Consider the following 24,626-nt stretch of genomic DNA (forward strand, 5'->3'; position numbering starts at 1 on the left):
ACCGTAGGTCCCCTCGGGTCCTACGCCTCGAAGGTGGCGGCCAGTGCCTCCGCGAGGCCCGGTACGAGTGCGGAGCCGGTGAGGACCTCGGAGGTGGAGTCCTTCTCGCGCAGCCGCAGCGCCGATTCCCGCTTGCCGTCGCGCAGCACGGCCACCGTCATCCGCACCTCCTGGCGGTCGGGGTGCTCGGCGACCCAGGCGGCCAGCTGCTTCTCGTCCATGCCCTCGGGCACGGAGTCCTCGGCGGACGGCGGCAGCATCAGCCGCTCGACGGTCAGCGCGCAGCCGGTGACCGCGTCGGGCCAGGCGATGGTGGCGAGGAACTCGTCCAGCGGGGCGCCGGCCGGGATCTCGTCCTGCTCTACGGGGGTCAGCGAGGCGGTGGTGGAGTCGTCGATGCCCAGCTGCGCGGCGAGCGAGGGCTCCTGCGCGCGCAGCTTGGCGGTGTCGACGAGGGCGAACAGTCGGGCGGGCTGGTCCCAGCCGAGCCCGGCGGCGTACTCGTCGATCTCGAGTACCGCGCGGGTCAGCGGGTCGCCGGCGAGGGGGGTGCCGTCAACGGGGAGGTTGCTCATGCTCCACATCGTGCCTTGTCCGTCACCGAAATCGGGAACTGGGTAAAGCCTTCGTAAGTTGCCTTACTGGGTCCTAGTATCGCCGGGCCTGTTCCACACAACAGCGAACTTCGAGGTGCGTACCTTGGCTTTCCAGATGCCGGACCGCGGCTCAGGCCCCTCCGGGCCACGGATCAGAGTCGGCCGACCGTCCCGGCGGGCGAGGACCCTCCTGATGACGTTGGGCGCCTTGGCCGTGCTGGCCATGCTCTTCGTGATGTTCTCGGGGTTCTGGACCGACTGGCTCTGGTACCGCTCGGTCCATTACTCCTCGGTCTTCACCACGACCCTGTGGACCAAGATCGGCCTGTTCTTCGCCTTCGGTGCCGTCATGGCGCTGGCCGTCGGCATCAACATCTGGCTGGCGCACCGGCTGCGGCCGCCGCTGAGCGCGATGTCCGTGGAGCAGCAGAGCCTGGACCGCTACCGGATGAGCATCGCACCCTTCAAGAAGTGGGCGCTGATCGTGGTCACGGCGGTGATCGGGCTGATCTCGGGCGCCTCCGCGTCCGGTGAGTGGCGGACCTGGCTTCAATGGGTCAATGGCGTGCAATTCGGGCAAAAGGATCCGCAGTTCGGGATGGACGTGGCGTTCTACGTCTTCGACCTGCCGTGGTACCGCTTCCTGCTCAGCTTCGGTTTCGCCGGCGCGGTCCTGTGTCTGGTCGCCGCGGCCCTGACGCACTACCTCTACGGCGGGCTGCGGCTGACGAGCCCGGGCTCGCGCGCCACCGCCGCCGCGACCGGCCATCTGTCGGTGCTGCTGGGCCTGTTCGTCTCGCTCAAGGCCGTCGCCTACTGGCTCGACCGCTACGGCCTGGCGGTCAAGTCCAGCGGTCTGCGCTCGGCGGACAACTGGACCGGGCTGCGCTACGTCGACGCCCATGCCTATCTCCCGGCGAAGACCATCCTGTTCTTCATCGCGGCGATCTGCGCAATGCTGTTCTTCGCGACCCTGTGGCGCCGCACCTGGCAGCTGCCGGTGATCGGCTTCGGCCTGATGGTGCTCTCGGCCGTCCTGATCGGCGGGCTGTATCCGGCGATCGTGCAGAAGTTCCAGGTGCAGCCCAACGAGGCCAGCAAGGAAGCCCCGTACATCAAGCAGAACATCAAGGCGACCCGGGACGCGTACGGCATCCAGGACTCCGAGGTCACCCCGTACAAGGGCAACTACAAGCCGGTCGGCAAGGACGACAGCCAGCGGCTGCGGGACGAGGCCGACACCACCGCCAGCATGCGGCTGCTGGACCCGAACGTGGTCTCGCCGGCCTTCCAGCAACAGCAGCAGGTGCGGGCGTTCTACCAGTTCCCCTCCACCCTGGACGTCGACCGCTACAAGGACAAGAACGGCGACGAGCAGGACACCGTCATCGGTCTGCGCGAGCTGAACATCGCCGGTATCCCCGACCACAACTGGATCAACGACCACTTCAAGTACACCCACGGCTACGGTGCGGTCGCCGCCAAGGGCACCGAGACCGACTCCGGCGGCGGACCGGACTACACCGAGTCGGACCTGCCGTCCAAGGGACAGCTCGGCCGCTACGAGCAGCGGGTGTACTACGGCGAGAAGACCACCCAGTACTCCATCGTCGGCGGGCCCCAGAAGGAACTGGACTACTCCGACGACACCGGTGAGAAGAGCTACCGCTACACCGGCAAGAGCGGGGTGAACCTCGCCAATCCGATCAACCGCGCCGCGTACGCGGTGGCGTTCGGGGAGCCGCAGATCCTCTACTCCGGTGCCATCGGCGACGGTTCGCGGATCCTCTACAACCGCACGCCCAAGGAGCGGGTCGAGGCGGTCGCCCCCTGGCTGACCATCGACGGCGACGCCTATCCGGCGGTGATCAACGGCCGGATCCAGTGGATCGTGGACGCCTACACCACCAGCAACGGCTACCCGTACGCCTCGCGCACCACCCTCGGGGACACCACCGCCGACTCGCTCACCGACGGGCAGCGCGCGGTCGTCGCCCAGCAGAACCAGGTCAACTACATCCGCAACTCCGTCAAGGCGACGGTCGACGCCTACGACGGCTCGGTCAAGCTCTACCAGTGGGACACCAAGGACCCGGTCCTCAAGACCTGGATGAAGTCCTTCCCCGGGACGGTCAAGAAGAAGTCCGACATCAGCCCCCAGCTCAAGGAGCATCTGCGCTACCCGCAGGACCTGTTCAAGGTGCAGCGCCAGCTGCTGACCACCTACCACGTCACCGACCCGGGGACCTTCTACTCCGGTTCGGAGCGCTGGCAGGTGCCCAGCGACCCGACGACCAAGTCGGGCAACGCCGTACCGCCGTACTACCTGAGCATGAAGATGCCGGACCAGAAGGACCAGGCGTTCTCGCTGACGACGACCTTCACGCCCAACAAGAAGGACAACCTCGGCGCGTTCATGGCCGTCGACGCCAATGCGACGAGCCCCGACTACGGCCGGATCCGGCTGCTGAAACTGCCCGCACAGACACCGGTGCCCGGACCGAAGCTCGCACAGTCGAAGTTCAACTCCGACCCGACGATCGCCAATGAGCTCAACATCCTCAAGCGCGGCGATTCGGAGATCGAGTACGGCAACCTGCTGACCGTGCCGCTCGGCGGCGGGCTGCTGTACGTCGAACCGGTCTACCTGCGCGGCGCGGGCACCAACTACCCGCTGCTGAAGAAGGTGTTGGTCAGCTACGGCGACAGCAAGCCGGTCCTGGAGGACTCCCTCGGGGACGCGCTGAACGTCGTCTTCGGCAAGAAGGCGCCCAGTACGGGCACCAATCCGCCGGGCGGTGGGACCGGCCAGCAGCCGCCGGCCAACCAGACCGTCCAACAGGCCCTCAACGACGCCGAGAAGGCTTACGACGAGGGCGAGAAGGCCCTTGAGCGCAGGGACTTGACCGCTTACGACGCGGCGAAGAAGAAGCTCAAGGCGGCCCTGGACCGGGCAGCGAAGGCGTCCCAGGAGGCCAAGCCGTCCGGCAAGGGCGGCGCCTCGGGCGGCTGAGCCGTCCCGCGTCAACTGTGGTGCCTGCGGCCGCCGGTGGACCTGACCGGCGGCCGTACGGCTGCACGGGTGAAAGAGCAGGGTGAATGGCCGGGAGAAACCGGGTCAGACCCCGCACCGGTCGCGTGATAGCGTGGAGTGCACAACGGCGCGGGGTGGAGCAGCTCGGTAGCTCGCTGGGCTCATAACCCAGAGGTCGCAGGTTCAAATCCTGTCCCCGCTACTGAAGATGAAGGCCCGGATCTCAGGATCCGGGCCTTCGTCATGCGTGTTGTGTGCCGTCGGTCGGTGCCGGTCAAGGTCGCGTCGAACGCCCGATGTGGCGAACCTGTGTGCTTGAGTTTGACAAGTCGCCGTGTCGGGAAGTCGACAAACCGCTGAAGTGACCTCACTGGCTGCGGTATACCAGGTGTACGCGGGTTTCAGGTGGTGCGACGATGGCGGTTATGGGGGACAAGGCAAGGTTGTTGGAGACGGACCGGTTTGTGCATGCGCCCGACGACGGGCGCGAACCCGAGCTGCCGATGGACGCGATGGAGGCCGCGGAGGCCGCCGAGGCATCCGAGGCGGTCACCGAGTCCGGCCACCGCCGGGCCGCAGAGGCGGGCGACACCGCCGCGATGAGCGCGCTCGGCGCGCTGCTGCTGCGCCGCGGGGACCTGGACGGCGCCGAGCCGCATCTGCGCTCCGCCGCCGCGGCCGGCGACCGCGCCGCGGCCAACAACCTCGGCGTCCTGCTCCACCAGCGCGGCTACGCCGACGAGGCCGCCGGCTGGTGGCGGATCGCCGCCGTCGCCGGTTCCGCGGCCGCCGCCCACGCCATCGGCCGCCACTACCGCGAACGTGGCGACGAACCCGCCGCCGAGTACTGGCTGCGCCAGTCCGCCGAATCCGGCCACTGCCTGGGCGCCTACGCCCTCGCCGACCTGCTGGAGCACCGCGGCGACATCGGCGCCGAACGCTGGTTCCGCGCCGCCGCCGAACGCGGCCACCGCGAGGCCGCCTACCGCGTCGCCCGCATCATCGAGGACGGCCGCGACAACGACCGCCAGACGGTCCCCGCCTACGGGGAGTTGACCCGCCAGGCCGAGGCCGAGCAGTGGTACCGCCAGGCCGCCGCCCGCGGGCACCGCCGGGCGGCGCTCCAGCTGGGTGCGCTCCTGGAGGACCGCGGCGACATCCAGGAGGCGGGCCGGTGGTACCTGTCCGCCGCCAAGGACGGCGAGGCCCGCGCCGCCTGCGCGCTGGGCTTCCTGCTGCGCGACGCCGGGGACGAGGAGAGCGCCGCCGAATGGTGGCGCCGGGCCGCCCAGGACGGCGACGGCAACGCCGCCAATGCCCTGGGCGCACTCCACGCCGACCGCGGCGAGCTCCAGACCGCCGAGCGCTGGTACCGCGTCGCGCTGGACGCCGGCGACGTCAACGGCGCCTACAACATCGGCCTGCTGTGCGCCGAGCAGGGCCGCGCCGAGGGCGGCGAGCAGTGGTACCGCCGCGCCGCTTACGCCGGGCACCGCGAAGCCGCCAACGCCCTGGCGATCCTGCTGCTCCAGAGGGGAGACGCGGCGGGCGCCGAGCCGTGGTTCTCCAAGGCGGCCGAGGCCGGCAGCGTGGACGCCGCCTTCAACCTCGGCATCCTGTTCGCCGGGCGCGGCGAGGAGCGCACCGCACACGCCTGGTACGAGCGGGCCGCGGCGGCCGGGCACACCGAGGCGGCGCTGCAAGTGGCCATCGTGCAGCTGCGCGACGGTGAACTCCAGGACGCCGAGCGCAATCTGCGCTGTGCGGCCGGCGGCGGCAGCGCGGAGGCGGCCTTCCGGCTCGCGGACCTGCTCGACCGCAGGGCCGCGGCGGCGGGCGAGGGGCTGGCGGACAGCGAGCGGACCGCGGACGACGAGAGCATCCAGTGGTACGAACGCGCCGCCCGCCAGGGGCACCGCCGGGCCCAGGTCCGGGTCGGCATGTTCTCGGCGGCCCAGGGCGATGTCGTCGAGGCCGCCTCCTGGTACCGCGCCGCGGCCGAGGCCGGCAGCCGTAACGGCGCCTTCAACCTCGGGCTGCTGCTGGCCCGCGAGGGCAGCCTCCCCGAGGCCGCGCTGTGGTGGGAGAAGGCCGCCCGGGACGGACACGGTCGCGCCGCGCTGCGCCTGGCCCTGCTCGCGGCCCGGCGCGGTGCGCTCGCGGAGGCGCAGGGCTGGTGTGCCCGCGCCGTCGAAGTGGGCCCGCCCGAGGTCGCCGAGCGGGCGGCCCGGCTGCGAGCCGCCCTCCAGGAGGAGCTCAGCGCTTGACCGGGAACCGACTGGGGGCCGCTGCCGGGGTCCACGGGGGTAACGGGGAAGGGATTTGCACCGGTCGTCGGCTGGGGGTTAAGGTAAAGCCACAACGACGCGGGGTGGAGCAGCTCGGTAGCTCGCTGGGCTCATAACCCAGAGGTCGCAGGTTCAAATCCTGTCCCCGCTACTGAAGGGCAAGGGCCCGGATTCCTTGAGAATCCGGGCCCTTGTCGTGTTTCCGATGCCGTGGAAGCGCCGACCGGCCGCCTCCACGCACGGCCTCGCGGGCGGGCCGGACGCGCGGGACGGCGGTCAGGCGTGGTGGCCGCTACAGGTGGGGCACAGGCCCCGGTAGGTGACCGTGACCTCGGAGACCTCGAAGCCGTAGCGCTCCGGCTCGGGCAGCGCGCTGAGCGGGTCGCCCTGGAGATGGACGTCGCGGATCGTGCCGCAGCGCGAGCAGACCAGATGCTGGTGGTCGTGGTGGGCATTGGGGTCGTAGCGCTTGGCCCGGCCGTCCGTGCTCACCTCGAGCACCTCGCCGAGCGAGACCAGCTCGCCCAGCGTGTTGTAGACCGTGGCGCGGGAGATCTCGGGGAGCCGCTCGGTCGCCAGGGCGTGCACCTCGTCGGCCGTGTAGTGGACGTGGTCCCCGTCGAGGACCTCGGCGACGACGCGTCGCTGCGCGGTCAGCCGCCAGCCGCGTCCCCGGAGCCGTTCCAGCAGGTCACTCATGCCAATCACCTATCAGTCAGATACAGCCCAGGGTACCAGCGGCCGGTCCATCACCGGATCAGGTATGAGTTTCGGGTGCTTCTTGACTTAGACAATGTCCAATGTAGGATCGGCAACGGCGCAAGCCAAGGGACAGGTGGAGATCACTTCAGGAGGCGCACGTGTCGGTAGACAGCAGCACCGGACCGCTGACCACGGAGACCGGAGCTCCGGTCGCGGACAACCAGAACAGCGAAGCGGCAGGCGTCGGCGGCCCCGGTCTGATCCAGGACCAGCTCCTGATCGAGAAGCTCGCCCACTTCAACCGCGAGCGCATCCCGGAGCGCATCGTGCACGCCCGCGGCGCTGGCGCGTACGGCACCTTCACGGTGACCGCGGACGTCACCCGCTACACCCGCGCCGCGTTCCTCTCCGAGGTCGGCAAGCAGACCGAGACGTTCCTGCGCTTCTCCACGGTCGCGGGCAACCTCGGTGCCGCCGACGCGGTGCGCGACCCGCGCGGCTTCGCGCTGAAGTTCTACACCGAAGAGGGCAACTACGACCTCGTCGGCAACAACACCCCGGTGTTCTTCATCAAGGACGCCATCAAGTTCCCCGACTTCATCCACACCCAGAAGCGCGACCCGTACACCGGCTCCCAGGAGGCGGACAACGTCTGGGACTTCTGGGGTCTGTCGCCCGAGTCCACCCACCAGGTCACCTGGCTGTTCGGCGACCGCGGCATCCCCGCCTCGTACCGCCACATGAACGGCTACGGCTCGCACACCTTCCAGTGGAACAACGAGGCGGGCGAGGTCTTCTGGGTCAAGTACCACTTCAAGACCGACCAGGGCATCAAGAACCTCACCCAGGACGAGGCCAACACTCTCGCCGGTGAGGACCCCGACAGCCACCAGCGCGACCTGCGCGAGTCCATCGAGCGCGGCGATTTCCCGACCTGGACCGTGCAGGTGCAGATCATGCCCGCGGCCGAGGCGGCGAACTACCGCTTCAACCCGTTCGACCTGACCAAGGTCTGGCCGCACGAGGACTACCCGCCGATCGAGATCGGCAAGCTGGAGCTCAACCGCAACCCGCAGAACATCTTCGCCGAGGTCGAGCAGTCGATCTTCTCCCCGCACCACTTCGTGCCGGGCATCGGCCCGTCGCCCGACAAGATGCTCCAGGGCCGCCTCTTCGCCTACGGGGACGCCCACCGCTACCGCGTCGGTATCAACGCCGACCACCTGCCGGTCAACCGCCCGCACGCCACCGAGGCGCGCACCCACGGCCGCGACGGTGCGCTCTACGACGGCCGCCACGCAGGCCAGAAGAACTACGAGCCCAACAGCTTCGGCGGCCCCGCCCAGACCGGCCGGCCGCTGTGGGTCTCCGCCGCGGTCACCGGCGCCACCGGTGAGCACGCCGCGCCCTCGCACGCCGAGGACAACGACTTCGTCCAGGCCGGAAACCTCTACCGCCTGCTGGCGGAGGACGAGAAGGAGCGCCTGATCAACAACCTGGCGGGCTTCATCGCCAAGGTCTCGCGCGACGACATAGCCCAGCGCGCGATCGAGAACTTCCGCAAGGCGGATGCGGACTACGGCAAGCGGCTGGAAGCTGCGGTCCAGGCCCTGCGCGGCTAGCGCTGCCCCCCTTTGCGCCTAAACCGGCGCCGCTCTCGCGGAGGTGGTTGGCCGCTGTGGGGGTTGCTCAATTGTCGCTGCCGTAAAGGCGGAGAGGCCGGATGCCGATGGGCTCCGGCCTCTTCGTGCTGCCCTGCCGGCCGACGGGCCGGTGCTTGACCCGTGCCGGCCGGGGCCTCAGGCCAGTATCGGGTTGCCCCGCTCCGGCACCGTCGAGCGGCAGCGCATGATGTCGCGTACGGAGACGACGCCGACCGGTTCGCGGTCGTCCAGCACGATCAGATGGCGGAAGCCGCCGCGCACCATGGCGTCCGCGGCATCGTCGAGAGTCCAGTCCGGCGCGGCGAAGACCACATCGGACGTGGTGTGCATCTGGGCGGTCTCCCGGTCGGGATTCTCGCCCGCGCCGAGGGAATTGAGGATGTCGCGCTCGGTGAGAATGCCGAGGCCGCTGGTGTCGGTGTCGAGGACGACCGCCGCGCCGACCCGGCGGGCCGCCATCAGCTGTGCGGCCTGGCGGAGGGTGTGAGCGGGCCCGATGGTGAGGACCACCGTGCTCATGGCGTCTTTGACGAACATGGGCATGGAGTGGAGCCACCTCCTTGGTGCATGTGCCTTGCGAACGGATTCACAAGTTCACAAACGGGTGGATTCTCATGTTCACATGCCGAGCCCGACTCAACAAGGTCCCACAAGGGGCATATGTGGGACGCCTGTCCGAAGACTCGTCCCTGCGCAGGTGGGCGGCGGACCGGTACCGAACGGCCGCCCACGGACACCGACTCGGTCGCCGGCGTCAGTCGCCGATATACGTCAGCAGATCCTCGTGCAGCAGCCCGTTGGACGCCGCCGCATTGCCGCTGTGCGGGCCCGTCCTGCCGTCCAGGCCGGTGAACCGCCCGCCCGCCTCCTCGACGATCACCGCACAGGCCGCCATGTCCCACAGCGACAGCTCCGGCTCGGCACAGATGTCCACCGAGCCCTCGGCGACCATCATGTACGGCCAGAAGTCGCCGTAGGCCCGGGTGCGCCAGCAGTCCCGGCTCAGATCGAGGAAACCGGGCAGCTTGCCGCGCTCCTCCCAACCGGTCAGCGAGGAGTACGCGAACGACGCGTCCTGGATGCGGCCGACCCGGGAGACCGCCAGCCGGCTGGCGGAGGTCAGGCTGCGGCCCGTGAAGGCGCCCAGGTCCTTGGCGGCCCACCAGCGGCGGTTGAGGGCCGGCGCGGAGACGATGCCGACCACCGGGCGGTCGCCGCCCTCGCCGCGCTCCATCAGGGCGATCAGGGTGGCCCAGACCGGGACCCCGCGCACATAGTTCTTCGTCCCGTCGATCGGATCGATGATCCAGCGGCGCGGTCCGGCGCCCTCGCTGCCGAATTCCTCGCCGAGCACCGCATCGCGCGGCCGGGCCCGCTGGAGCTGGCCGCGGATCAGCTCCTCGGCGGACTTGTCCGCCTCGCTCACCGGCGTCATGTCCGGCTTGGTCTCGACCTTGAGGTCGAGGGCCTTGAACCGCTCCATGGTGGCGGCGTCGGCGGCGTCCGCGAGGACATGGCCGAGGCGGAGATCATCGTGATAGTCGGGCATGAGCGAACAGTATCCACTGCCATGGGCGGGAGCCACCTGGCCATGCCCGGGCCGCGCACGGGTCATTCCACTGGCCGCGTCGGCGCCGGCGTACGGCCCGCACCAGGGGGCCGGACGTCCCCTGTGGCGACCCTTGACAGCCCCTGGCGCCACGTCAATTCTGTGCGCCACACGGCCATTTGGGCCACCGGCAGGGGAGGCGACGGATGCCCGCTGCGCGCGAGAGCTTGCTGGACGCCGCGTATACGGCGCTGACGCGACGGGCCTGGGCCGATGTCCGCATGGTGGACGTCGCGGCCGCGGCCGGCGTCTCCCGGCAGACCCTCTACAACGAGTTCGGCACCAAGGAGGGGCTGGCCCGCGCGCTCGTACGGCGGGAGACCGACAGCTATCTGGCCGGCGTCGAACGGGCACTGACCCGTCGCCCCGCCGCCGGTCCGGGCGGCGACGCGGCCGGCCGCGTGGTGGCCGCGGCCGCCTGGACGCTCCGTACCGCACGGACGAACCCGCTGGTCAGGGCCGCTTTGACAGGCTGCTGGAACGACCGGCTGCCGCTCGCCCCACCACCGGCCCCCGCCGACCTGGTCGGCCGCTTCTGCGACTGCGCCGTCACCGCCCTGGAGCCGGACTGGCCCGAGGAGGAACTTCCCGCCCTGGGCACCGCCTGCGAAACCGCCGCCCGGCTGACCCTGTCCTGCGTGGTGGCCCCGGCGGAAACCTCCGACCGCAGCGGCCCCGAGGCGGTGGCACGGCTGGTGCGGGGCGCGTTCATCCGGGTGGGGGAGCGGGAGTGGGGGAAGGGGCGGTGACCCTTAGGGGGTAATCGAACGGATCCCCTAGGGGGTGCGGGCGCCCCTTGCAGGCCACAACGCCGGGGGCGGGGGCGGTGTTCCCGGGGAGGCGTGCTCAAGGGAGTGGAAACGGGGCGGTGTTCTGCAGGGGGGCGGGAACCCGGTGGTGTTCTGCAGGGGGCGGGGACCGGGCGGCGTTCAGTAGGGGGCGGGGACCGGACGGTGTTCTGCAGGGGGTGGGGACCGGGCGGCGTTCAGTAGGGAGTGAGAACGGGGCGGCGTTCTGTACGGAGTGGAGACGAGGCGTTTGCCGCGGATGGCGGGTCGGAGGCGGGGCGCCCGGCCCCATGACTGCCGGCAGGCCGCGGCTCGTGGTTCGGGTCAGTGGGCCGAGCCCGAGAGTTGGAGGCCGATGATGCCGATGATGACCAGGGTGATGGAGACCAGTTTGAGGGTCGAGACCACGTCGCCCAGGAAGACCATCCCGTAGATCGCGGTGCCGGCGGCGCCGATGCCCGTCCATACGGCGTAGGCCGGACCGACGTCGAGGCGGCGCAGGGCCAGGGTCAGCAGGCCGAAGCTGCCCAGGGCGAACGCGGCGAAGGCGATGGTGGGGAAGAGGCGGGTGAAGCCGTGGGAGAGCTTGAGGCAGACGGCGAAACCGGTCTCCAGAACTCCCGCCACCACCACCAGCAGCCACGCCATGTCCCATTGCCTCCGTCAGGTCGACGACCGCTTCGGCCCGTTGACGCCGAATGGCCCGCCCATCGGCCTGCCCCTCGGTCCGCCTCGCTGCGATTATGCAGTTGCCCCGGACGGGCGGCAGGGGAATCGCGCGATCAGTCGCCCTCGCGTCGCTCCCGGGTGGCGAGCAGCCGGCGCAGCGAGTAGAGGCGGGCCGGGTCGGCGTGGCCGTCGGCGACCCAGGCGTCCAGGGCGCAGTCCGGTTCGTCGTGGCTACAGGCGCGCGGACAGCCGTCGGTGCCCGGATCCAGGTCGGGGAAGGCGTGGATGACGCGGGACGGGTCGATATGGGCCAGGCCGAAGGAGCGGACGCCCGGGGTGTCGATGACCCAGCCCGAGCCGCCGGGGAGCGGCAGGGCCAGCGCCGAGGTGGTGGTGTGGCGCCCGCGGCCGGTGACCGCGTTGACATGGCCGGTGGCCCGGCGGCGCTCCGGGACGAGCGCGTTGACCAGGGTGGTCTTGCCCACCCCGGAGTGCCCGACGAACGCCGTCATACGGTCCGTCAGGTGTTCCCGGACCCGCTCGGCGGCGCCGCCGTCGGCGAGTTCGTCGCGGTTGGTGACGACATAGGGGACGCCGAGGGCGCCGTAGGACTCCAACAGGGCGTCGGCGGACGCCAGATCGGACTTGGTCAGCACCAGCAGCGGGTCCAGCCCCGCGTCGTACGCGGCGACCAGGCAGCGGTCGATCAGCCGGGGGCGCGGCTCGGGGTCGGCGAGCGCGGTGACGATGGCCAACTGGTCGGCGTTGGCGACCACCACCCGCTCGAAGGGGTCGTCGTCGTCGGCCGTACGGCGCAGCGTCGAGGTGCGCGCCTCGACCCGGACGATGCGGGCCAGGGTGTCCTTGGCGCCGGACAGATCGCCGACGACGGCGACCCGGTCGCCGACCACCGCGCTCTTGCGGCCCAGCTCGCGGGCCTTCATCGCGGTGACCGTGCGGCCGTCGATCAGGCATGTCAGGCGGCCGCGGTCGACGGTCAGGACCAGGCCCTCGGCCGCGTCCTCGTGCTTGGGCCGGATGTTGGTACGGGGACGGTTGCCCTTGCGGTTGGGGCGGACGCGGACGTCGTCCTCATCGGGGTTCTTGCCGTAGCGGCGCATGACGGCCGGATCCCTCAGGCTCTCCGGGCGGGCGCGGCCGACGGGTCGAGCATCCCGGTCCACATCGCCGGGAAGTCGGGCAGGGTCTTGCCGGTGGTGGCGACGTTCTCCACCTCGACGCCCTCGACCGCCAGGCCGATGACGGCCGCGGCGGTGGCCAGCCGGTGGTCCTCGTAGGTGTGGAAGATCCCGCCGTGCAGCGCCCGCGGGCGGATGTGCAGTCCGTCGGCGGTCTCGGTGACGTCGCCGCCCAGCTCGTTGAGCTCCTTGGTCAGGGCCGCCAGCCGGTCGGTCTCGTGGAGGCGCAGATGGGCGACGCCGCGCAGGGTGGAGGGGGAGTCGGCCAGGGCGGCGACGGCGGCGATGCCCGGGGTCAGCTCGCCGACCTCGCTCAGGTCGACGTCGATGCCGTGGATCTTTCCGCCGCCGGTGAAGGTCAGACCGTGGTCGGTCAGCTCGCAGGAGCCGCCCATGGCGGTGAAGATCTCGCGCAGCGCGTCACCGGGCTGGGTGGTGTGCTCGGGCCAGTCCGGGATGGTGACCCGGCCGCCGGTCACCAGGGCGGCGGCCAGGAACGGCTGGGCGTTGGAGAGGTCGGGCTCGACGACCAGGTCGCGGCCGAGCAGCGCGCCCGGGGTGACCCGCCAGACGTTCGGCTCGCCGCCCGCCTCGGGGGTGTCGACCTGCGCGCCGACGCTGCGCAGCATGTCGACGGTCATCCGGATGTGCGGCATGGACGGCAGCGCCGCGCCCACGTGCCGGACCTCGACGCCCTGGTTGAAACGCGGGGCGGACAGCAGCAGGGCGCTGACGAACTGGGAGGACGAGGATGCGTCGATCTCGACCGCGCCGCCCTCGACGGCGCCGCCGCCGAAGACCGTCATCGGCAGCGCGCCGCGGCCGTCGTCGTCGATCCGGGCGCCCAGGACGCGTAGCGCGTCGATGACACCGTCCAGCGGTCGCTCGTAGGAGCGGGGGTCGCCGTCGAAGCGGATGGGGCCGTCGGCCAGGGCGGCGACCGGCGGCAGGAAACGCATGACCGTTCCGGCATTGCCGACGTCGACGGTGGCCGGGCCGTGCAGGCCCGCCGGGATGATCCGCCATGCCTCGCCGCCGCCGGGCAGCGCGTCGGCGCCCGCCGAGCCGGCGGAGCTGGAGGAGGCGGTCTCCTCGATGCCGACGCCCAGGGTGCGCAGCGCCTCGGCCATCAGCAGGGTGTCGCGCGAGCGCAGCGGGCGGCGCAGCCAGCCGGGCTCGGAGGACAGGGCGGCCAGGACCAGACCGCGGTTGGTGACCGATTTGGACCCGGGCACGGTGACGGTGGCGTCGACGGCCCCCGGGGCGACGGGGGCGGGCCACAGGGCGGGGAGTGCGGGGCTGTCGGTCATGCCCTTACTTTAATGGCTGGGCAAGAGTGCCGATCTTGATCAAAAGTGGCGCAAAGCGTCGCAACATCGGGGAAACATGGCGCTGGTAGTGCGCCCCGGTGCCACGGGAGCGGAGACGGCCGGGCCGCCGAGCGCCTCATATGCCGAGCATCCAGCGCCCGCCGCCCATCAGGGAGCACAGCGTCACCACGTGGAAGAAGCCGAGCCACACGCCGGCCGGGACGTGGGTGAGCCGGGCCAGCTGGTCCGGATCGGAGTCCCCGGGGCCGCCCCGGCGCCGCTTGCCCATCAGCTCGAACGGCGGACGCACGCCGCCCAGCAGCAGGAACCACACCACCGCATACGCGAACGCCGCCTGGACGTACGGCGTGGTCAGCAAGGAGACGAGGAGGAAGGCGGCGCCGGCCAGGACGACGGTGAGGACCCCGTAGGCGTTGCGGATCATGATCAGCATGGCGACGAGCAGTGCGGTGGCGCCCCACAGCAGCGCCGTGATGTGCCCGGCGGCCAGCAGCGCGGCGCCCGCCAGGCCCAGCAGCGAGGGGGCGGTGTAGCCGGCCGCGGCGGTCAGCACCATGCCCGGTCCGGTCGGCTTGCCGCGCGAGACGGTCAGCCCCGAGGTGTCCGAGTGCAGCCGTATGCCTTGCAGGCGGCGGCCGGTCAGCAGCGCGACCAGCCCGTGCCCGCCCTCGTGCGCGATGGTGACGGCGTTGCGTGACAGTCGCCACAGGGAGTGCGGGACGACGGCGCCCAGCGCCAGCACTCCGGTGGCGATCACCAGCCAGAGGGACGGGTCCGGCTGGACCCCCACGACCCGGTCCCAGATATCCGTGATGTGGTCGGTCTGCATGTCTCCCCTTCGTGTGGCATGGCAGTGTGGCATGCATGTGCGGTAGGTATGCAGCCAGTCGTGGCCCCGAGGAACTGGTGGGGGCGTTCGGCGTCCAGCAGTGGGAGGCGCGCGAGACCCTGGCACCCAGCTGGAACGTCGCCCCCACGGCCCGGGTGCACGCGGTGCTGGAGCGGCCGGTCAAGGGCGAGGCGGCCGCGGCCTTCCCGCCGGGGCCGGTGCGGCAGCTGCGCGCGCTGCGGTGGGGGCTGGTCCCGTCGTGGGCGAAGTCACCCGAGGGCGCCGCGAAGATGATCAACGCGCGGTCCGAGACGCTCCACGAGAAGCCGTCGTTCCGGGCCGCCTTCGCCGCCCGCCGGTGCCTGCTGCCCGGTGACGGCTACTTCGAGTGGGTCACCGCGGCCGCCGAGCGGCAGCTGGAGGAGCAGGGCAGGAAGAAGCGGCCCCGTAAGCAGCCGTACTTCGTCACACCCGCCGACGGGTCGGTGATGGCGATGGCCGGGCTGTACGAGTTCTGGCGCGACCCGACGCTGCCGCCCGACCATCCGGAGGCGTGGTGGGTGACCTGCACGGTCGTCACCACGGACGCCGAGACCACCCCGCTGGCCGGGGCCGCCGGAGGCGAGGGCCCGCAGTCGCTGGCCGACATCCACCCCCGTATGCCGCTGGTGCTCACCCCCGACCGCTGGGACGCCTGGCTCGACCCGGCCCGTACGGACCCGGACGACCTGCGCACGCTGCTGGAGCCGCCGCCCGCCGGAATGATGCGGGCCCACCCCGTTCCCACGGAGGTCAGCAACGTGCGCAACAACGGGCCCGAGCTGCTGACGGAGCTCGCCGCCCCCGAGGTCGGCACGCTGTTCTGAGGCCGGGCCGGGGCAGGATGGACATATGAGCACGAGGGCGAACGAGAGCGAGACGGTCGCGACGCCGGCGGGCGACGCGCGGATCACCTGGTACCGCGAGGAGACGCCGGCGCGGGCCGTGGTGGCCGTCGGGCACGGCGCCGGCGGCGGAATCGAGGCCCGCGATCTGCGGGCGCTGGCCGCCGCGCTGCCCGCCCGCGGCTACACGGTGGCGCTGGTCGAGCAGCCGTGGCGGGTGGCCGGGAAGAAGGTGGCGCCCGCACCCCGGACCCTGGACACCGCCTGGACGGCGCTGTGGCCCGCCCTGGAGAAGCCGGGCCTGCCGGTGGTGGCGGGCGGCCGCAGCGCCGGCGCCCGGGTCGCCTGCCGCACCGCCCGCGAACTGGGCGCCCACGCCGTCCTGGCCCTGAGCTTCCCGCTGCACCCGCCGGGGAAGCCGGAGAAGTCCCGCGCGGACGAGCTGACCGGCGCCGGGGTGCCCACCCTGGTCGTCCAGGGCGGCCGCGACCCCTTCGGCCGGCCCGCGGAGTTCCCGCCGGGGACCACGCTGACCGAGGTCGCTCACGGTGACCACGGGTTCGCGGTGCCGAAGTCGGCGGGGATCGGCGAGGCGGAGTCGATGGCCGGGCTCGCCGACGCCGTGACGGGGTGGCTGGACGGCATGTTCGGCTGAGCGCGCGTCGGGGCCCCGCCCGCACGGACGGCCCAGTCCGCGAAATCACCTCGCCGGCCGGGAATGCCGTGCCGGCCGCGGCTGTTGTGCCAGGCGTGGGGAACACGTCCGCCGCGCACACCGCACGAGAAATGGGAGTCCGCCGCATGGGAATCGCTTGCCCGGCCCGCTCGGTCGCCGACCTGCCGTGGTCGCAGATGCAGGTGGCGCAGCCCGCCCTGGCTGGAGCGGCGGCAGCACCGGATCGTCGTCTATTCTCCGATTCACGGGGGTCCGCATCCGGATCCGCGACGCTGCTGGAGGAGGTGGGTCCGGTCACCGGCACCGACGCAGGGGGGACCGACGGCACGGCCGAGGAGACCGCGGGCCGACGGGAGAGCGACGCCGAGCGCGCCTTGCGCTTCGAGCGGGATGCACTGGTCTTCCTCGACCAGATGTACTCCGCCGCGCTGCGCATGACCCGCAATCCGGCCGATGCGGAGGACCTGGTGCAGGAGACCTATGCCAAGGCGTATGCGTCCTTCCACCAGTTCCGGGAGGGCACCAACCTCAAGGCGTGGATGTACCGCATCCTCACGAACACTTTCATCAACTCCTACCGCAAGAAGCAGCGGGAGCCGCAGCGCAGCGCCGCCGACGAGATCGAGGACTGGCAGCTGGCGCGCGCCGAGTCGCATATGTCCACCGGGCTCCAGTCCGCCGAGTCCCAGGCGCTCGACCACCTTCCCGACTCGGATGTGAAGGCCGCACTCCAGGCGATTCCGGAGGAATTCCGTATCGCGGTCTATCTCGCGGACGTCGAGGGCTTTGCGTACAAGGAGATCGCGGACATCATGGGGACACCCATCGGCACGGTGATGTCCCGTCTGCACCGCGGCCGCCGCCAGTTGCGCGGCATGCTGGAGGATTACGCCCGTGAACGCGGGCTGGTCCCCGCGGGTGCGACGGCCGCGGATCCGCAGGCCGCGCGGACGTCTCAGTCGCACGACCGGAAAGGCTCGGGATCATGAGCTGCGGAGATCCGCACGAGAAGGACTGCTCCGAGGTCCTTGATCACCTCTATGAGTATCTCGACCGGGAGATGCCCGCAGGGGAGTGCGCGGAATTCCAGGTGCATCTGGACGAATGCTCCCCGTGCCTGGAGAAGTACGGGCTCGAACAGGCCGTCAAGAAGCTGGTCAAGCGCTGCTGCGGCCATGACGACGTGCCCACCGACCTGCGTTCCAAGGTCATGGGCCGGATCGATCTGATCCGTGCCGGGGAGGCCGTGCCGGAGGTCAGCGTGCTCGACCAGGCCCGGCACGAGCAGGCGCAGGCCGAGAAGGCCGCGCAGGAGCAGCGGGCCGAGGCCGCGGGCTCCGACGCCGCGGGTTCCTGACCGCCCGCACCGCACGGGCGCGGCCGATGCACATCTCGGCGCCGCGCGGGCGGAGTTGACCACGACATCACCCCAAGGGGTGAGGGGCGAGGCGATTCGTCCCGTCCGGTCCGCCGATGCGCCTTCTGCGGCGCCCCGGCCCCTCTATCCTCTCCAACCCCAGTGCGCCACGGAGAGGGCGCACAAAGCGGGCTGCCCCCTGCTCCCTGCGAGCGCCGGGGGAGTGGGAGGAGGGCGCGATGCGGACGATTCCGGCGGCCGCGCGAGGGTTCATCGGCTGCGCCGCACTGGCCGCGGTGCTGTGCGCCGCCCCCGCCCTGCGGCTCGGTGCCGACGCCCCCTGGGCCGACGCCCTGGCCCTGACCGTCCTGTACGCGCTGTGCGAGCGGCTGCGCCCCGGCTGGGCCGGCCCCGTCCTGCTGGCCGCGGCCCTGCTGCTGCCGCCCCCGCTGGCCGCACTGACCGCCCTGCCGGGCGCGCTGACCGCCCCGGTCGAGGCCCCGGTCGCCGCCCGCCGTATCTGGCACGCCGCCGAACTCGCGCTGGCCTGCTGCGCGGCCGGCCGCCTCGCCGGTCTCCTGACCGCCGCCCTCGGCCACCACCCGCCGCGTGCCCCGTACTTCCCCGGCGCCCTGCTGACCGCCGCGGCCGCCGCCCTCGCCTTCTGCGCCGTACTCGCCGCACTCGACGGCGCCATCCTGATCGCCGCCGAACGCCGCCCGCCGCGTACCGCCTGGCGCGGACTGCTCGTCCCCGCCCTGGGGCCCTTCCTCGTGCACGGGGCGGCCGGGCTGATGACGGCGGTCCTGTGGCGCAGCGCGTACGGACCGCCGGCCGCCCTGCTGGTGCTGCTGCCGATGTACCTGTCGCGCTGGGTCTTCGCCCAGTACCACCGCGAACGCGCCGCCCACCAGGCCACCATCCGCGCCCTGGTGCAGGCCGTGGACCTCAAGGACCACTACACCCGCGGGCACAGCGAACGCGTCGGCCGGGCCTCGGCGATGATCGCCCGGGAGCTGGGCATGACCGAGCAGCGGCTGGAGGTCCTGCGCTTCGCCGGGATCCTGCACGACGTCGGCAAACTCGGCGTCCCCACCCGGCTGTTGCGCAAGGACGGACCCCTCACACCGCAGGAGCGCGCGGTGATCGAACTGCACCCCGAGTACGGCCACGAGATCGTCCGCGGCATCGGCTTCCTCGGCGAGGCGCGGGCGGCGGTGCTGCACCACCATGAACGGCTGGACGGCAGCGGCTACCCGTACGGACTGGTGGGCCACCGCATCCCCGAGGCCGCCCGGGTCGTGGCCGTCGCCGACGCCTTCGACGCGATGACCTCCACCCGTTCCTACCGCCGCGCCCGCCCCGTCGCGGCCGCCGTCGCCGAGCTGCGCCGCTGCGCCGGGACGCAGTTCGACCCGCGGATGGTCGCCGCGCTCGCCGCGGCGCTGGAGCGGGACGGCTGGCAGCCCGGCCTGGCGACGGCGGCGGCACCGTCCCCGTGCGGAAACGTCCCTCCTGACCTTGCCGACCGCCCCTCGCAAGCGGCCGACGGGCCCCCGAGAGCGACCGTGCCGCACCGCACCGCAGCGGCCGAGGACGGCGCCCCGTGACGGCTCCCGCGGGCGGCGGCGCGCCCCTCGTCGCGGCCGTCCACGGCGCCGCCGCCGTCCTCGCCGCCTGGAGCCTGGGCCGGACCCTGTGGGACGGCGTGGACCGGCCCGGCACGGCGCTGGCCTTCGGGGTGCTGATCGCCGCCGGTGAGCTGCTGCGCCTGGGGCCCGGCGAGCGGGAGAGCGCGCCCCTGGGGGCGGCCGGCGCGCTGGCCTACGCGCTGCTCGGCGAGGCCGGCGCCCGGCCCGCCGGCCACGGGCCGGCGCAGACCGTGTCCGTCGTCCTCGCGGCCGCCCTGGTGGGCCTCGTCCGGCCGCTCGCCCTCGGCCGGGACCGCACCCTCGACCACCTCGCCCGCCGGCTGCTCACCGCCGGATTCGCCGCCACCTGCTTCCAACCCCTCTACCACAGCGGCGCGTTGGCTCGCTGGGGCGCCGACGGCCCGCTGCGCGCCCCGCTCCTGGTCGCCCTGCTCGCGCTGACCGCGCTGTGCGATGCGGTGCTGACCGCCGCGCTCGCCCGCGCCCGTACCGGCTGGCCGTACGGACCGCTGCTGCGAGACGAGTTGCGGGCGCTGCCCGGTATCGGCTCGGCGATCTGTGCCACCGGCGTGGTGATCTCGCTCGCCACCGCCGTCGCCGGGCTGTGGGCGCTGCCGGTCTGTGCGCTGCCGCTGCTGCTGACCCAGTTCGCCTTCCGCCGCTTCGCCGCCGTACGCACCACCTACCGCCAGACCGTCGCCTCGCTGGCCCGGGCCACCGAGATCGCCGGCTGCACCCCGCCCGGCCATGCCCGCCGGGTGGCCGCGCTCGGCCGCGCGGTGGGCCGCGAACTGGGCCTGGGCGCAACGGACCTGGACATCCTCGAACACGCCGCGCTGCTGCACGACATCGGCCGCCTCTCGCTGCCCGACCCCCTCCCCGCCGGGTCCGCGGCCCCGCTGCCGCCCGACCGGCAGCGCCGGATCGCGCTGCTGGGCGGCGCCGTTGTCCGCCAGACCGGCGCCCCGCCCCAGGTCGCGGCGATCGTCGAACGGCAGGCGGATCCGTACCGCGACCAGCCGGTCACCGCCCGTATCGTGCGCACCGTCACCGCCTACGCCGACCTGGCACGGCAGACCGCGCCGCCCGGTGGCGCGCTGCGCGCCCTGGAGCGGCTGCGGCTGTCCACCGCCCACGACCACGACCCCCGCGTCGTCGAGGCGCTCGCCCGGGTCCTGGCCGCGGCCGGCGGGCGAAAATCCCGGGAAAACCAGGGAAACCAGAGGGTCGACGGGGTGTAACGCGGCGGCGGCGACGGCATCACTCAAGGTGGGAGCGCATGGCGGCCGGGCCGTCGGCGACCGCGGAACCCATGGGTAATGAGCGCCCCGTGACAGGGGCATGGTTGGATGCGAAGGAAGCCTCGAAGGACAGGCCCGGAGGCTTTTGGGGTTTCGGGGGATTGAGGGATCCGGCAGAAGGCAAGGAGCCGCAGGGGCCACGGCAATCGGGCTGAGTCCGGCGGCAATCTGTGGCAGGTTGTCGAGTGGGACCCCCGGCAGGTCCCGGGAGCCGCCCCGGCAGCGGTATCGAGAGCAACCAGCAGGCGGGAATCGTGAGGATCTTCGGCAAGGTACGGCATCGGCCCTCCGCCTCGTGGCGGCAGGCGACCGACCGCGCTTTCACGCTGATCGGCGACGGCCGTTACGACGACGCGGGGGCGCTGCTGACCCGCGCCGCGGACATGGAGCCGTGGCTGTCGGAGTCCTGGTTCAACCTCGCCCTGCTGCACAAGTTCCGCCACGACTGGGAGCAGGCCAGGGCCGCCGGACTGCGCGCCGTGGCCCTGCTCGACCGTGAGACCGGCGCCCCCGACTGGTGGAACGTCGGCATCGCCGCCACCGCCCTCCAGGACTGGCCGCTGGCCCGCCGCGCCTGGCAGGCGTACGGCCTGAAGGTCCCCGGCGAGGGCTCCCCGTCCGGTGAGCCGGTCGGGATGGCCCTGGGCAGCGCCGCGGTGCGGCTGTCCCCGGAGGGCGAGGCCGAGGTGGTCTGGGGCCGCCGGCTGGACCCGGCCCGTATCGAGGTGCTGTCCATCCCGCTGCCGTCCTCCGGGCGCCGCTGGGGCGAGGTCGTCCTGCACGACGGCGTCCCGCACGGCGAGCGGACCACCGCCGCCGGGGCCGCCTACCCCGTCTTCGACGAGATCGAGCTGTGGGCGCCCTCCCCGGTCCCCACCTGGGTGGTCCTCCTGGAGGCCGCCACCGAGGCCGACCGCGACGCCCTGGAGCGGCTGGCGGCCGATGCGGGCTTCGCCGCCGAGGACTGGTCCTCGTCGGTGCGTCTGCTGTGCCGTACGTGCTCCGAGAGCCGGATGCCCAGCGACGAGGGCGACGGCGAGCATCTCGACCCCCACGACCACAGCGAACCGGGCCACCCCGGCCCCCTGGGCCACCGCACCGCGGGCTCCGGTTCCCTGTGGGTCCCCGAGCGGGAATGCGGTATCGCGGCCCCCGCCGCCCTGGTGCGCGGCCTCCTGGACGGCTGGGTCGCCGACAGCCCGGACACCCGTGAATGGCGCGATCTTGAAGAGGTCTGCTGAGCGGCCGCCCCGCTCCCCGTAGGCTGTACGGCGACTCATCAGGGTTTTCAGGAAGGCATACGGCGGACATGGCGCAGCAGCCGGGGTTTGATCAGGACGGTGGCCAGCAGGTGGACGGGGAGTTCATCGACGATGTGACCGGTGCGGACGAGCGGGAGGCCGCGCACCGCGAGCGCGGCACCTCGCGGCCGATCACGGTCGTCGGCAACCCGGTGCTCCACCGGGAGTGCAAGGACGTCACCGCGTTCGACGACGAGCTCGCCCGGCTCATCGACGACATGTTCGCCAGCCAGCGCACCGCCGAGGGCGTGGGCCTGGCCGCCAACCAGATCGGCGTGGACCTGAAGGTCTTCGTCTACGACTGCATGGACGACCAGGGCGTACGGCACGTCGGCGCGGTCTGCAACCCGGTCCTGGACGAGCTGCCGGCCGAGCGCCGGGTGCTGGACGACTCCAACGAGGGCTGCCTGTCGGTGCCCGGCGCCTACGCCGAGCTGCCCCGCCCCGACTACGCCGTCGTCCGCGGCCAGGACGCCACCGGCGAGCCGATCGCCATCCAGGGCACCGGCTACTTCGCCCGCTGCCTCCAGCACGAGACCGACCACCTCAACGGCTACCTCTACATCGACCGGCTCTCCAAGCGCGACCGCAAGGACGCGCTCAAGCAGATGGCCGAGAAGGAGCCGCGCTACCCCGTCGTCGCCAACGACTGACGGAGCGGCCCGCGGACGGAGCGGGCCGCGCCGGTCCTCAGGACGCTTCCTGGTAGGCGGTCCAGACCCGGGGCGGAAGGGTCGTGCCCAGCCCCGTGTCCGGGCCGCCGACGCCGTTCATCGGCAGCAGCTGCGGGGCGCCCGGCTTGTTGCGGAACATGGTGATCGCGGTGGTCGGCTCGTCGCCGGACGCCAGGCCCTTGCCGAAGCCGCCGTCCGCACCCGGTGAGGGGCTCGCGGTGGCGCGCGGCGCCGGAACCTCGTCCGCCGGGAAGGCGGCGCCGGACGGACTGCCGACGAACCACGCCGACTTCATCCGGTCACCGGGCTCGCTGACGCCCGCCGCGACCGGCCGGCCGGCCGCCGCGCCCTCCGGAGCGCCCAGGACGCGCCAGCCCAGCCCCTGAAGGATCCCGGTCATCCGCTGGGCGACCCCCGCGTCCAGCACCCGCTCGGGATTCTTCCGGTCGAACCCCTCCACCGGCTTGCCGTCGACGGTCATCCTGGACACCGCGTACGGATCGGCGTGCAGCCCCCCGTTGGTGAAGGTGGTGTACGCGCTCGCCATCCGGATCGCGCTGGGCGCCGAGGTGCCGAGCGGGAACGTCGGCTCCAGCTGCGCCAGGCTCTCCTCGCGCAGCCCCGCGGCCGTCACCAGATCCCTGATCCGCTCCAGCCCGATCCGCTGCCCGGCCTGCACGAACGGCGGACTCTGCGCGGACATCAGGGCCTCGCGCAGCGCCTCGGTGTCGCGCTGGTCGTCCTCCGGAAGCGTCTCGCCGGCCCAGGCGTCGGACTGCTGCTGGAGCGAGGCCGCCAGGACGAACGGTTTGAACGTCGAGCCCGCCGGGACGGCGCCGGTGTCGGCGTTGTTGCTGAAATGCCGGGTGGCATCCGCGCCCCCGTACAGCGCCACGATCGCGCCGTCCTTGGGACGGACCGACGCCGCGCCGAATTCCACGAAGGTGTCGGCGCTCCGCTTCTTCGGATCGATGGCCTGCTGACGGACGTCGGTGACCGCCTTCTCCAGCCGCTGGGTGAGCTTTTTGTCGAAGGTGGTGTGAATGCGGTAGCCGCCGCGCGCCAGATCCTTGTCGGTCAGCCCCGTACTGCTCTGGATGAACTTGTTGGCCACGTCGACGAGATACCCGATCTGGCCGGCCTGGCTGGTGGGTTTCGCCAGCGCCCGGGGCTCGGGGAACTTCGTGTACCTTGCGCGCTCCTGCTTGCTCATCATGCCGAGGCTGACCTGCCGGTCGAGTATCCATTTCCAACGCGCCACCGCCCGCTGGTGGTTGGCCTTGCTCAGCGACGGGTCGTACTGCTCGGACCCCTTCAGCAGCGCGGCCAGCAGCGCGCCCTGGCTCGGGTTCAGGCGCTCGGCGTCGATGCCGTAATAGGCGTGCGCGGCCGCCTGGATACCGTTCGAACTCCGGCCGAACCAGCTGGTGTTGAGATAACCGCGCAGAATATCCCGCTTCGACTTCTGGTTGCTCACCTTCAGCGAGATGATGAATTCCTTCGCCTTGCGGGTGACCGTCTGGTCCTGCGAGAGATAGGTGTTCTTCACATACTGCTGGGTGATGGTGGAACCGCCCTGGGTGTCCTCACCGGACATCATGTTCACCACCGCCCGGCCGATTCCCTGGAGGGAGACGCCGGAATCGGAGTAGAAGGTGGCGTTCTCCGCGGCGATGACGGCGTGCTCGACGGAATCGGGGACCTTGTCGAGGGTGACGTTCTGCCGGTTGACGGCGCCGACGCTGACCATCTGACTGCCGTCCGCCCAGTAGTAGATGGAGGCTTCCTGGGCGGCCAGTTCGTTCTCGTTGGGGATGTCGACGGTGACGTAGACGACGGCGAACAGCGCCGCCAGGCCACCGAGAGCGGACCCGAAGGTGCCCAGCAGCAGCTTCCACGACGGCAGCCAGCGCCGCAGCCCCACTCGCCCCCGGCGCGGATAGTCGATGACCCGGCGCCACGGCAGGCCGCGCACCGTCTTCCTCAGCCCCTTCATATCTCCGTAGACAGTACGGAACAGCAGGCCGGTTGCCGTTCCGGCCGCCCGCTCACAGGATGCTCATAATCGGCGG

21 protein-coding genes and 2 tRNA genes are annotated in these 24,626 nt (G+C 71.8%); 14 read left to right on the plus strand and 9 right to left on the minus strand.

Features of this window, described 5'->3' with window-relative positions:
* Positions 1–20: 20 nt before the first annotated feature.
* Complete coding sequence (locus B1H19_RS26900) at positions 21–575, minus strand: PPA1309 family protein (protein ID WP_083109904.1); 555 nt, start codon at positions 573–575, stop codon at positions 21–23.
* Between the two features lie 136 nt (positions 576–711).
* Between B1H19_RS26900 and B1H19_RS26905 the strand changes: the two genes are divergently transcribed.
* The 4 genes from B1H19_RS26905 to B1H19_RS26920 all read left to right on the plus strand — a co-directional run bounded on the left by B1H19_RS26905 (position 712) and on the right by B1H19_RS26920 (position 6,069).
* Positions 712–3,609 (plus strand): UPF0182 family membrane protein, encoded by a 2,898-nt coding sequence (locus tag B1H19_RS26905; protein ID WP_083107319.1) that lies wholly within the window; start codon positions 712–714, stop codon positions 3,607–3,609.
* 149 nt (positions 3,610–3,758) lie between these two features.
* Positions 3,759–3,832, plus strand: a tRNA-Met gene (locus B1H19_RS26910).
* Positions 3,833–4,046: 214 nt separating this feature from the next.
* The gene (locus B1H19_RS26915) at positions 4,047–5,897 is read left to right on the plus strand and encodes a tetratricopeptide repeat protein (protein ID WP_203237238.1); all 1,851 of its coding nucleotides are present in this window, start codon (positions 4,047–4,049) and stop codon (positions 5,895–5,897) included.
* Positions 5,898–5,995: 98 nt separating this feature from the next.
* Positions 5,996–6,069: transfer RNA gene (locus B1H19_RS26920), tRNA-Met, on the plus strand.
* A gap of 125 nt (positions 6,070–6,194) precedes the next feature.
* Here the strand turns inward: B1H19_RS26920 and B1H19_RS26925 are convergent.
* A complete protein-coding gene (locus B1H19_RS26925; protein WP_030067776.1) occupies positions 6,195–6,617 on the minus strand; it encodes a Fur family transcriptional regulator in 423 nt (140 codons plus the stop codon).
* A gap of 161 nt (positions 6,618–6,778) precedes the next feature.
* On the opposite strand from B1H19_RS26925, the gene B1H19_RS26930 reads away from it, so the two are divergent.
* On the plus strand, positions 6,779–8,242 hold the full coding sequence (locus B1H19_RS26930) for a catalase (protein ID WP_083107321.1): 1,464 nt from the start codon (positions 6,779–6,781) through the stop codon (positions 8,240–8,242).
* A 177-nt stretch (positions 8,243–8,419) separates the two neighbouring features.
* Here the strand turns inward: B1H19_RS26930 and B1H19_RS26935 are convergent, their stop codons facing one another.
* Positions 8,420–8,821, minus strand: coding sequence for a CBS domain-containing protein (locus B1H19_RS26935; protein WP_083109905.1), 402 nt, complete (start codon positions 8,819–8,821; stop codon positions 8,420–8,422).
* A gap of 217 nt (positions 8,822–9,038) precedes the next feature.
* Entirely contained in the window at positions 9,039–9,833 is a 795-nt protein-coding gene (gene hisN / locus B1H19_RS26940) for a histidinol-phosphatase (RefSeq protein WP_083107322.1), read from the minus strand.
* Positions 9,834–10,039: 206 nt separating this feature from the next.
* Between hisN and B1H19_RS26945 the strand changes: the two genes are divergently transcribed.
* Positions 10,040–10,642 carry a TetR/AcrR family transcriptional regulator gene (locus B1H19_RS26945; RefSeq protein WP_083107323.1) on the plus strand — a complete coding sequence of 201 codons (603 nt, stop codon included), beginning with the start codon at positions 10,040–10,042 and terminating at the stop codon, positions 10,640–10,642.
* Positions 10,643–11,005: 363 nt separating this feature from the next.
* Here B1H19_RS26945 and B1H19_RS26950 read toward each other — a convergent pair whose 3' ends face one another.
* The 4 genes from B1H19_RS26950 to B1H19_RS26965 form a co-directional block, all read right to left on the minus strand.
* On the minus strand, positions 11,006–11,329 hold the full coding sequence (locus tag B1H19_RS26950; protein ID WP_083107324.1) for a DMT family transporter: 324 nt from the start codon (positions 11,327–11,329) through the stop codon (positions 11,006–11,008).
* A 134-nt stretch (positions 11,330–11,463) separates the two neighbouring features.
* Positions 11,464–12,471, minus strand: a complete 1,008-nt coding sequence (gene rsgA, locus B1H19_RS26955; protein WP_083107325.1) for a ribosome small subunit-dependent GTPase A — start codon at positions 12,469–12,471, stop codon at positions 11,464–11,466.
* 14 nt (positions 12,472–12,485) lie between these two features.
* Positions 12,486–13,859: a 3-phosphoshikimate 1-carboxyvinyltransferase gene (gene aroA, locus B1H19_RS26960; RefSeq protein WP_083107326.1), complete on the minus strand. Its 1,374-nt coding sequence runs from the start codon at positions 13,857–13,859 to the stop codon at positions 12,486–12,488.
* A gap of 136 nt (positions 13,860–13,995) precedes the next feature.
* The gene (locus B1H19_RS26965) at positions 13,996–14,709 is read right to left on the minus strand and encodes a M50 family metallopeptidase (RefSeq protein ID WP_083107327.1); all 714 of its coding nucleotides are present in this window, start codon (positions 14,707–14,709) and stop codon (positions 13,996–13,998) included.
* Between the two features lie 35 nt (positions 14,710–14,744).
* Here B1H19_RS26965 and B1H19_RS26970 point away from each other — a divergent pair, with 35 nt between their 5' ends.
* From B1H19_RS26970 to def, 8 genes are all read left to right on the plus strand, one after another.
* Positions 14,745–15,575 (plus strand): SOS response-associated peptidase, encoded by an 831-nt coding sequence (locus B1H19_RS26970; protein WP_083107328.1) that lies wholly within the window; start codon positions 14,745–14,747, stop codon positions 15,573–15,575.
* Positions 15,576–15,600: 25 nt separating this feature from the next.
* Complete coding sequence (locus tag B1H19_RS26975) at positions 15,601–16,248, plus strand: alpha/beta hydrolase family protein (protein WP_083107329.1); 648 nt, start codon at positions 15,601–15,603, stop codon at positions 16,246–16,248.
* A gap of 305 nt (positions 16,249–16,553) precedes the next feature.
* Entirely contained in the window at positions 16,554–17,258 is a 705-nt protein-coding gene (locus B1H19_RS26980; RefSeq protein ID WP_030067789.1) for a sigma-70 family RNA polymerase sigma factor, read from the plus strand.
* Positions 17,255–17,626 carry a mycothiol system anti-sigma-R factor gene (rsrA, locus tag B1H19_RS26985; RefSeq protein ID WP_083107330.1) on the plus strand — a complete coding sequence of 124 codons (372 nt, stop codon included), beginning with the start codon at positions 17,255–17,257 and terminating at the stop codon, positions 17,624–17,626. The genes B1H19_RS26980 and rsrA overlap by 4 nt, the downstream gene beginning before the upstream one ends.
* Positions 17,627–17,865: 239 nt before the next feature.
* Positions 17,866–19,236 carry an HD-GYP domain-containing protein gene (locus tag B1H19_RS26990; protein WP_083107331.1) on the plus strand — a complete coding sequence of 457 codons (1,371 nt, stop codon included), beginning with the start codon at positions 17,866–17,868 and terminating at the stop codon, positions 19,234–19,236.
* Positions 19,233–20,519 (plus strand): HD domain-containing protein, encoded by a 1,287-nt coding sequence (locus B1H19_RS26995; protein WP_083107332.1) that lies wholly within the window; start codon positions 19,233–19,235, stop codon positions 20,517–20,519. Before B1H19_RS26990 ends, B1H19_RS26995 begins: the two co-directional genes overlap by 4 nt.
* 314 nt (positions 20,520–20,833) lie before the next feature.
* Positions 20,834–21,820 carry a tetratricopeptide repeat protein gene (locus B1H19_RS27000; protein WP_083107333.1) on the plus strand — a complete coding sequence of 329 codons (987 nt, stop codon included), beginning with the start codon at positions 20,834–20,836 and terminating at the stop codon, positions 21,818–21,820.
* 68 nt (positions 21,821–21,888) lie between these two features.
* A complete protein-coding gene (gene def / locus B1H19_RS27005; protein ID WP_083107334.1) occupies positions 21,889–22,533 on the plus strand; it encodes a peptide deformylase in 645 nt (214 codons plus the stop codon).
* 37 nt (positions 22,534–22,570) lie between these two features.
* On the opposite strand, the gene B1H19_RS27010 is transcribed toward def, so the two are convergent.
* Positions 22,571–24,550: a transglycosylase domain-containing protein gene (locus tag B1H19_RS27010; RefSeq protein ID WP_083107335.1), complete on the minus strand. Its 1,980-nt coding sequence runs from the start codon at positions 24,548–24,550 to the stop codon at positions 22,571–22,573.
* Between the last annotated feature and the right edge of the window lie 76 nt (positions 24,551–24,626).

It is taken from the genome of Streptomyces gilvosporeus (genome assembly GCF_002082195.1).
Lineage (GTDB): Bacteria > Actinomycetota > Actinomycetes > Streptomycetales > Streptomycetaceae > Streptomyces > Streptomyces gilvosporeus.

Excerpts from the sequence above, each read along its gene's own strand:
- rsgA (WP_083107325.1), bottom strand. The coding sequence starts at position 12,471 with ATGCGCCGCTACGGCAAGAACCCCGATGAGGACGACGTCCGCGTCCGC.
- B1H19_RS26915 (WP_203237238.1), top strand. The coding sequence starts at position 4,047 with ATGGCGGTTATGGGGGACAAGGCAAGGTTGTTGGAGACGGACCGGTTT.
- B1H19_RS26975 (WP_083107329.1), top strand. The coding sequence starts at position 15,601 with ATGAGCACGAGGGCGAACGAGAGCGAGACGGTCGCGACGCCGGCGGGC.
- B1H19_RS26965 (WP_083107327.1), bottom strand. The coding sequence starts at position 14,709 with ATGCAGACCGACCACATCACGGATATCTGGGACCGGGTCGTGGGGGTC.
- B1H19_RS26900 (WP_083109904.1), bottom strand. The coding sequence starts at position 575 with ATGAGCAACCTCCCCGTTGACGGCACCCCCCTCGCCGGCGACCCGCTG.
- aroA (WP_083107326.1), bottom strand. The coding sequence starts at position 13,859 with ATGACCGACAGCCCCGCACTCCCCGCCCTGTGGCCCGCCCCCGTCGCC.
- rsrA (WP_083107330.1), top strand. The coding sequence starts at position 17,255 with ATGAGCTGCGGAGATCCGCACGAGAAGGACTGCTCCGAGGTCCTTGAT.
- hisN (WP_083107322.1), bottom strand. The coding sequence starts at position 9,833 with ATGCCCGACTATCACGATGATCTCCGCCTCGGCCATGTCCTCGCGGAC.
- B1H19_RS26970 (WP_083107328.1), top strand. The coding sequence starts at position 14,745 with ATGTGCGGTAGGTATGCAGCCAGTCGTGGCCCCGAGGAACTGGTGGGG.
- B1H19_RS26905 (WP_083107319.1), top strand. The coding sequence starts at position 712 with ATGCCGGACCGCGGCTCAGGCCCCTCCGGGCCACGGATCAGAGTCGGC.
- def (WP_083107334.1), top strand. The coding sequence starts at position 21,889 with ATGGCGCAGCAGCCGGGGTTTGATCAGGACGGTGGCCAGCAGGTGGAC.
- B1H19_RS26945 (WP_083107323.1), top strand. The coding sequence starts at position 10,040 with ATGCCCGCTGCGCGCGAGAGCTTGCTGGACGCCGCGTATACGGCGCTG.
- B1H19_RS26935 (WP_083109905.1), bottom strand. The coding sequence starts at position 8,821 with ATGTTCGTCAAAGACGCCATGAGCACGGTGGTCCTCACCATCGGGCCC.
- B1H19_RS27010 (WP_083107335.1), bottom strand. The coding sequence starts at position 24,550 with ATGAAGGGGCTGAGGAAGACGGTGCGCGGCCTGCCGTGGCGCCGGGTC.
- B1H19_RS26950 (WP_083107324.1), bottom strand. The coding sequence starts at position 11,329 with ATGGCGTGGCTGCTGGTGGTGGTGGCGGGAGTTCTGGAGACCGGTTTC.
- B1H19_RS26925 (WP_030067776.1), bottom strand. The coding sequence starts at position 6,617 with ATGAGTGACCTGCTGGAACGGCTCCGGGGACGCGGCTGGCGGCTGACC.
- B1H19_RS26990 (WP_083107331.1), top strand. The coding sequence starts at position 17,866 with ATGCGGACGATTCCGGCGGCCGCGCGAGGGTTCATCGGCTGCGCCGCA.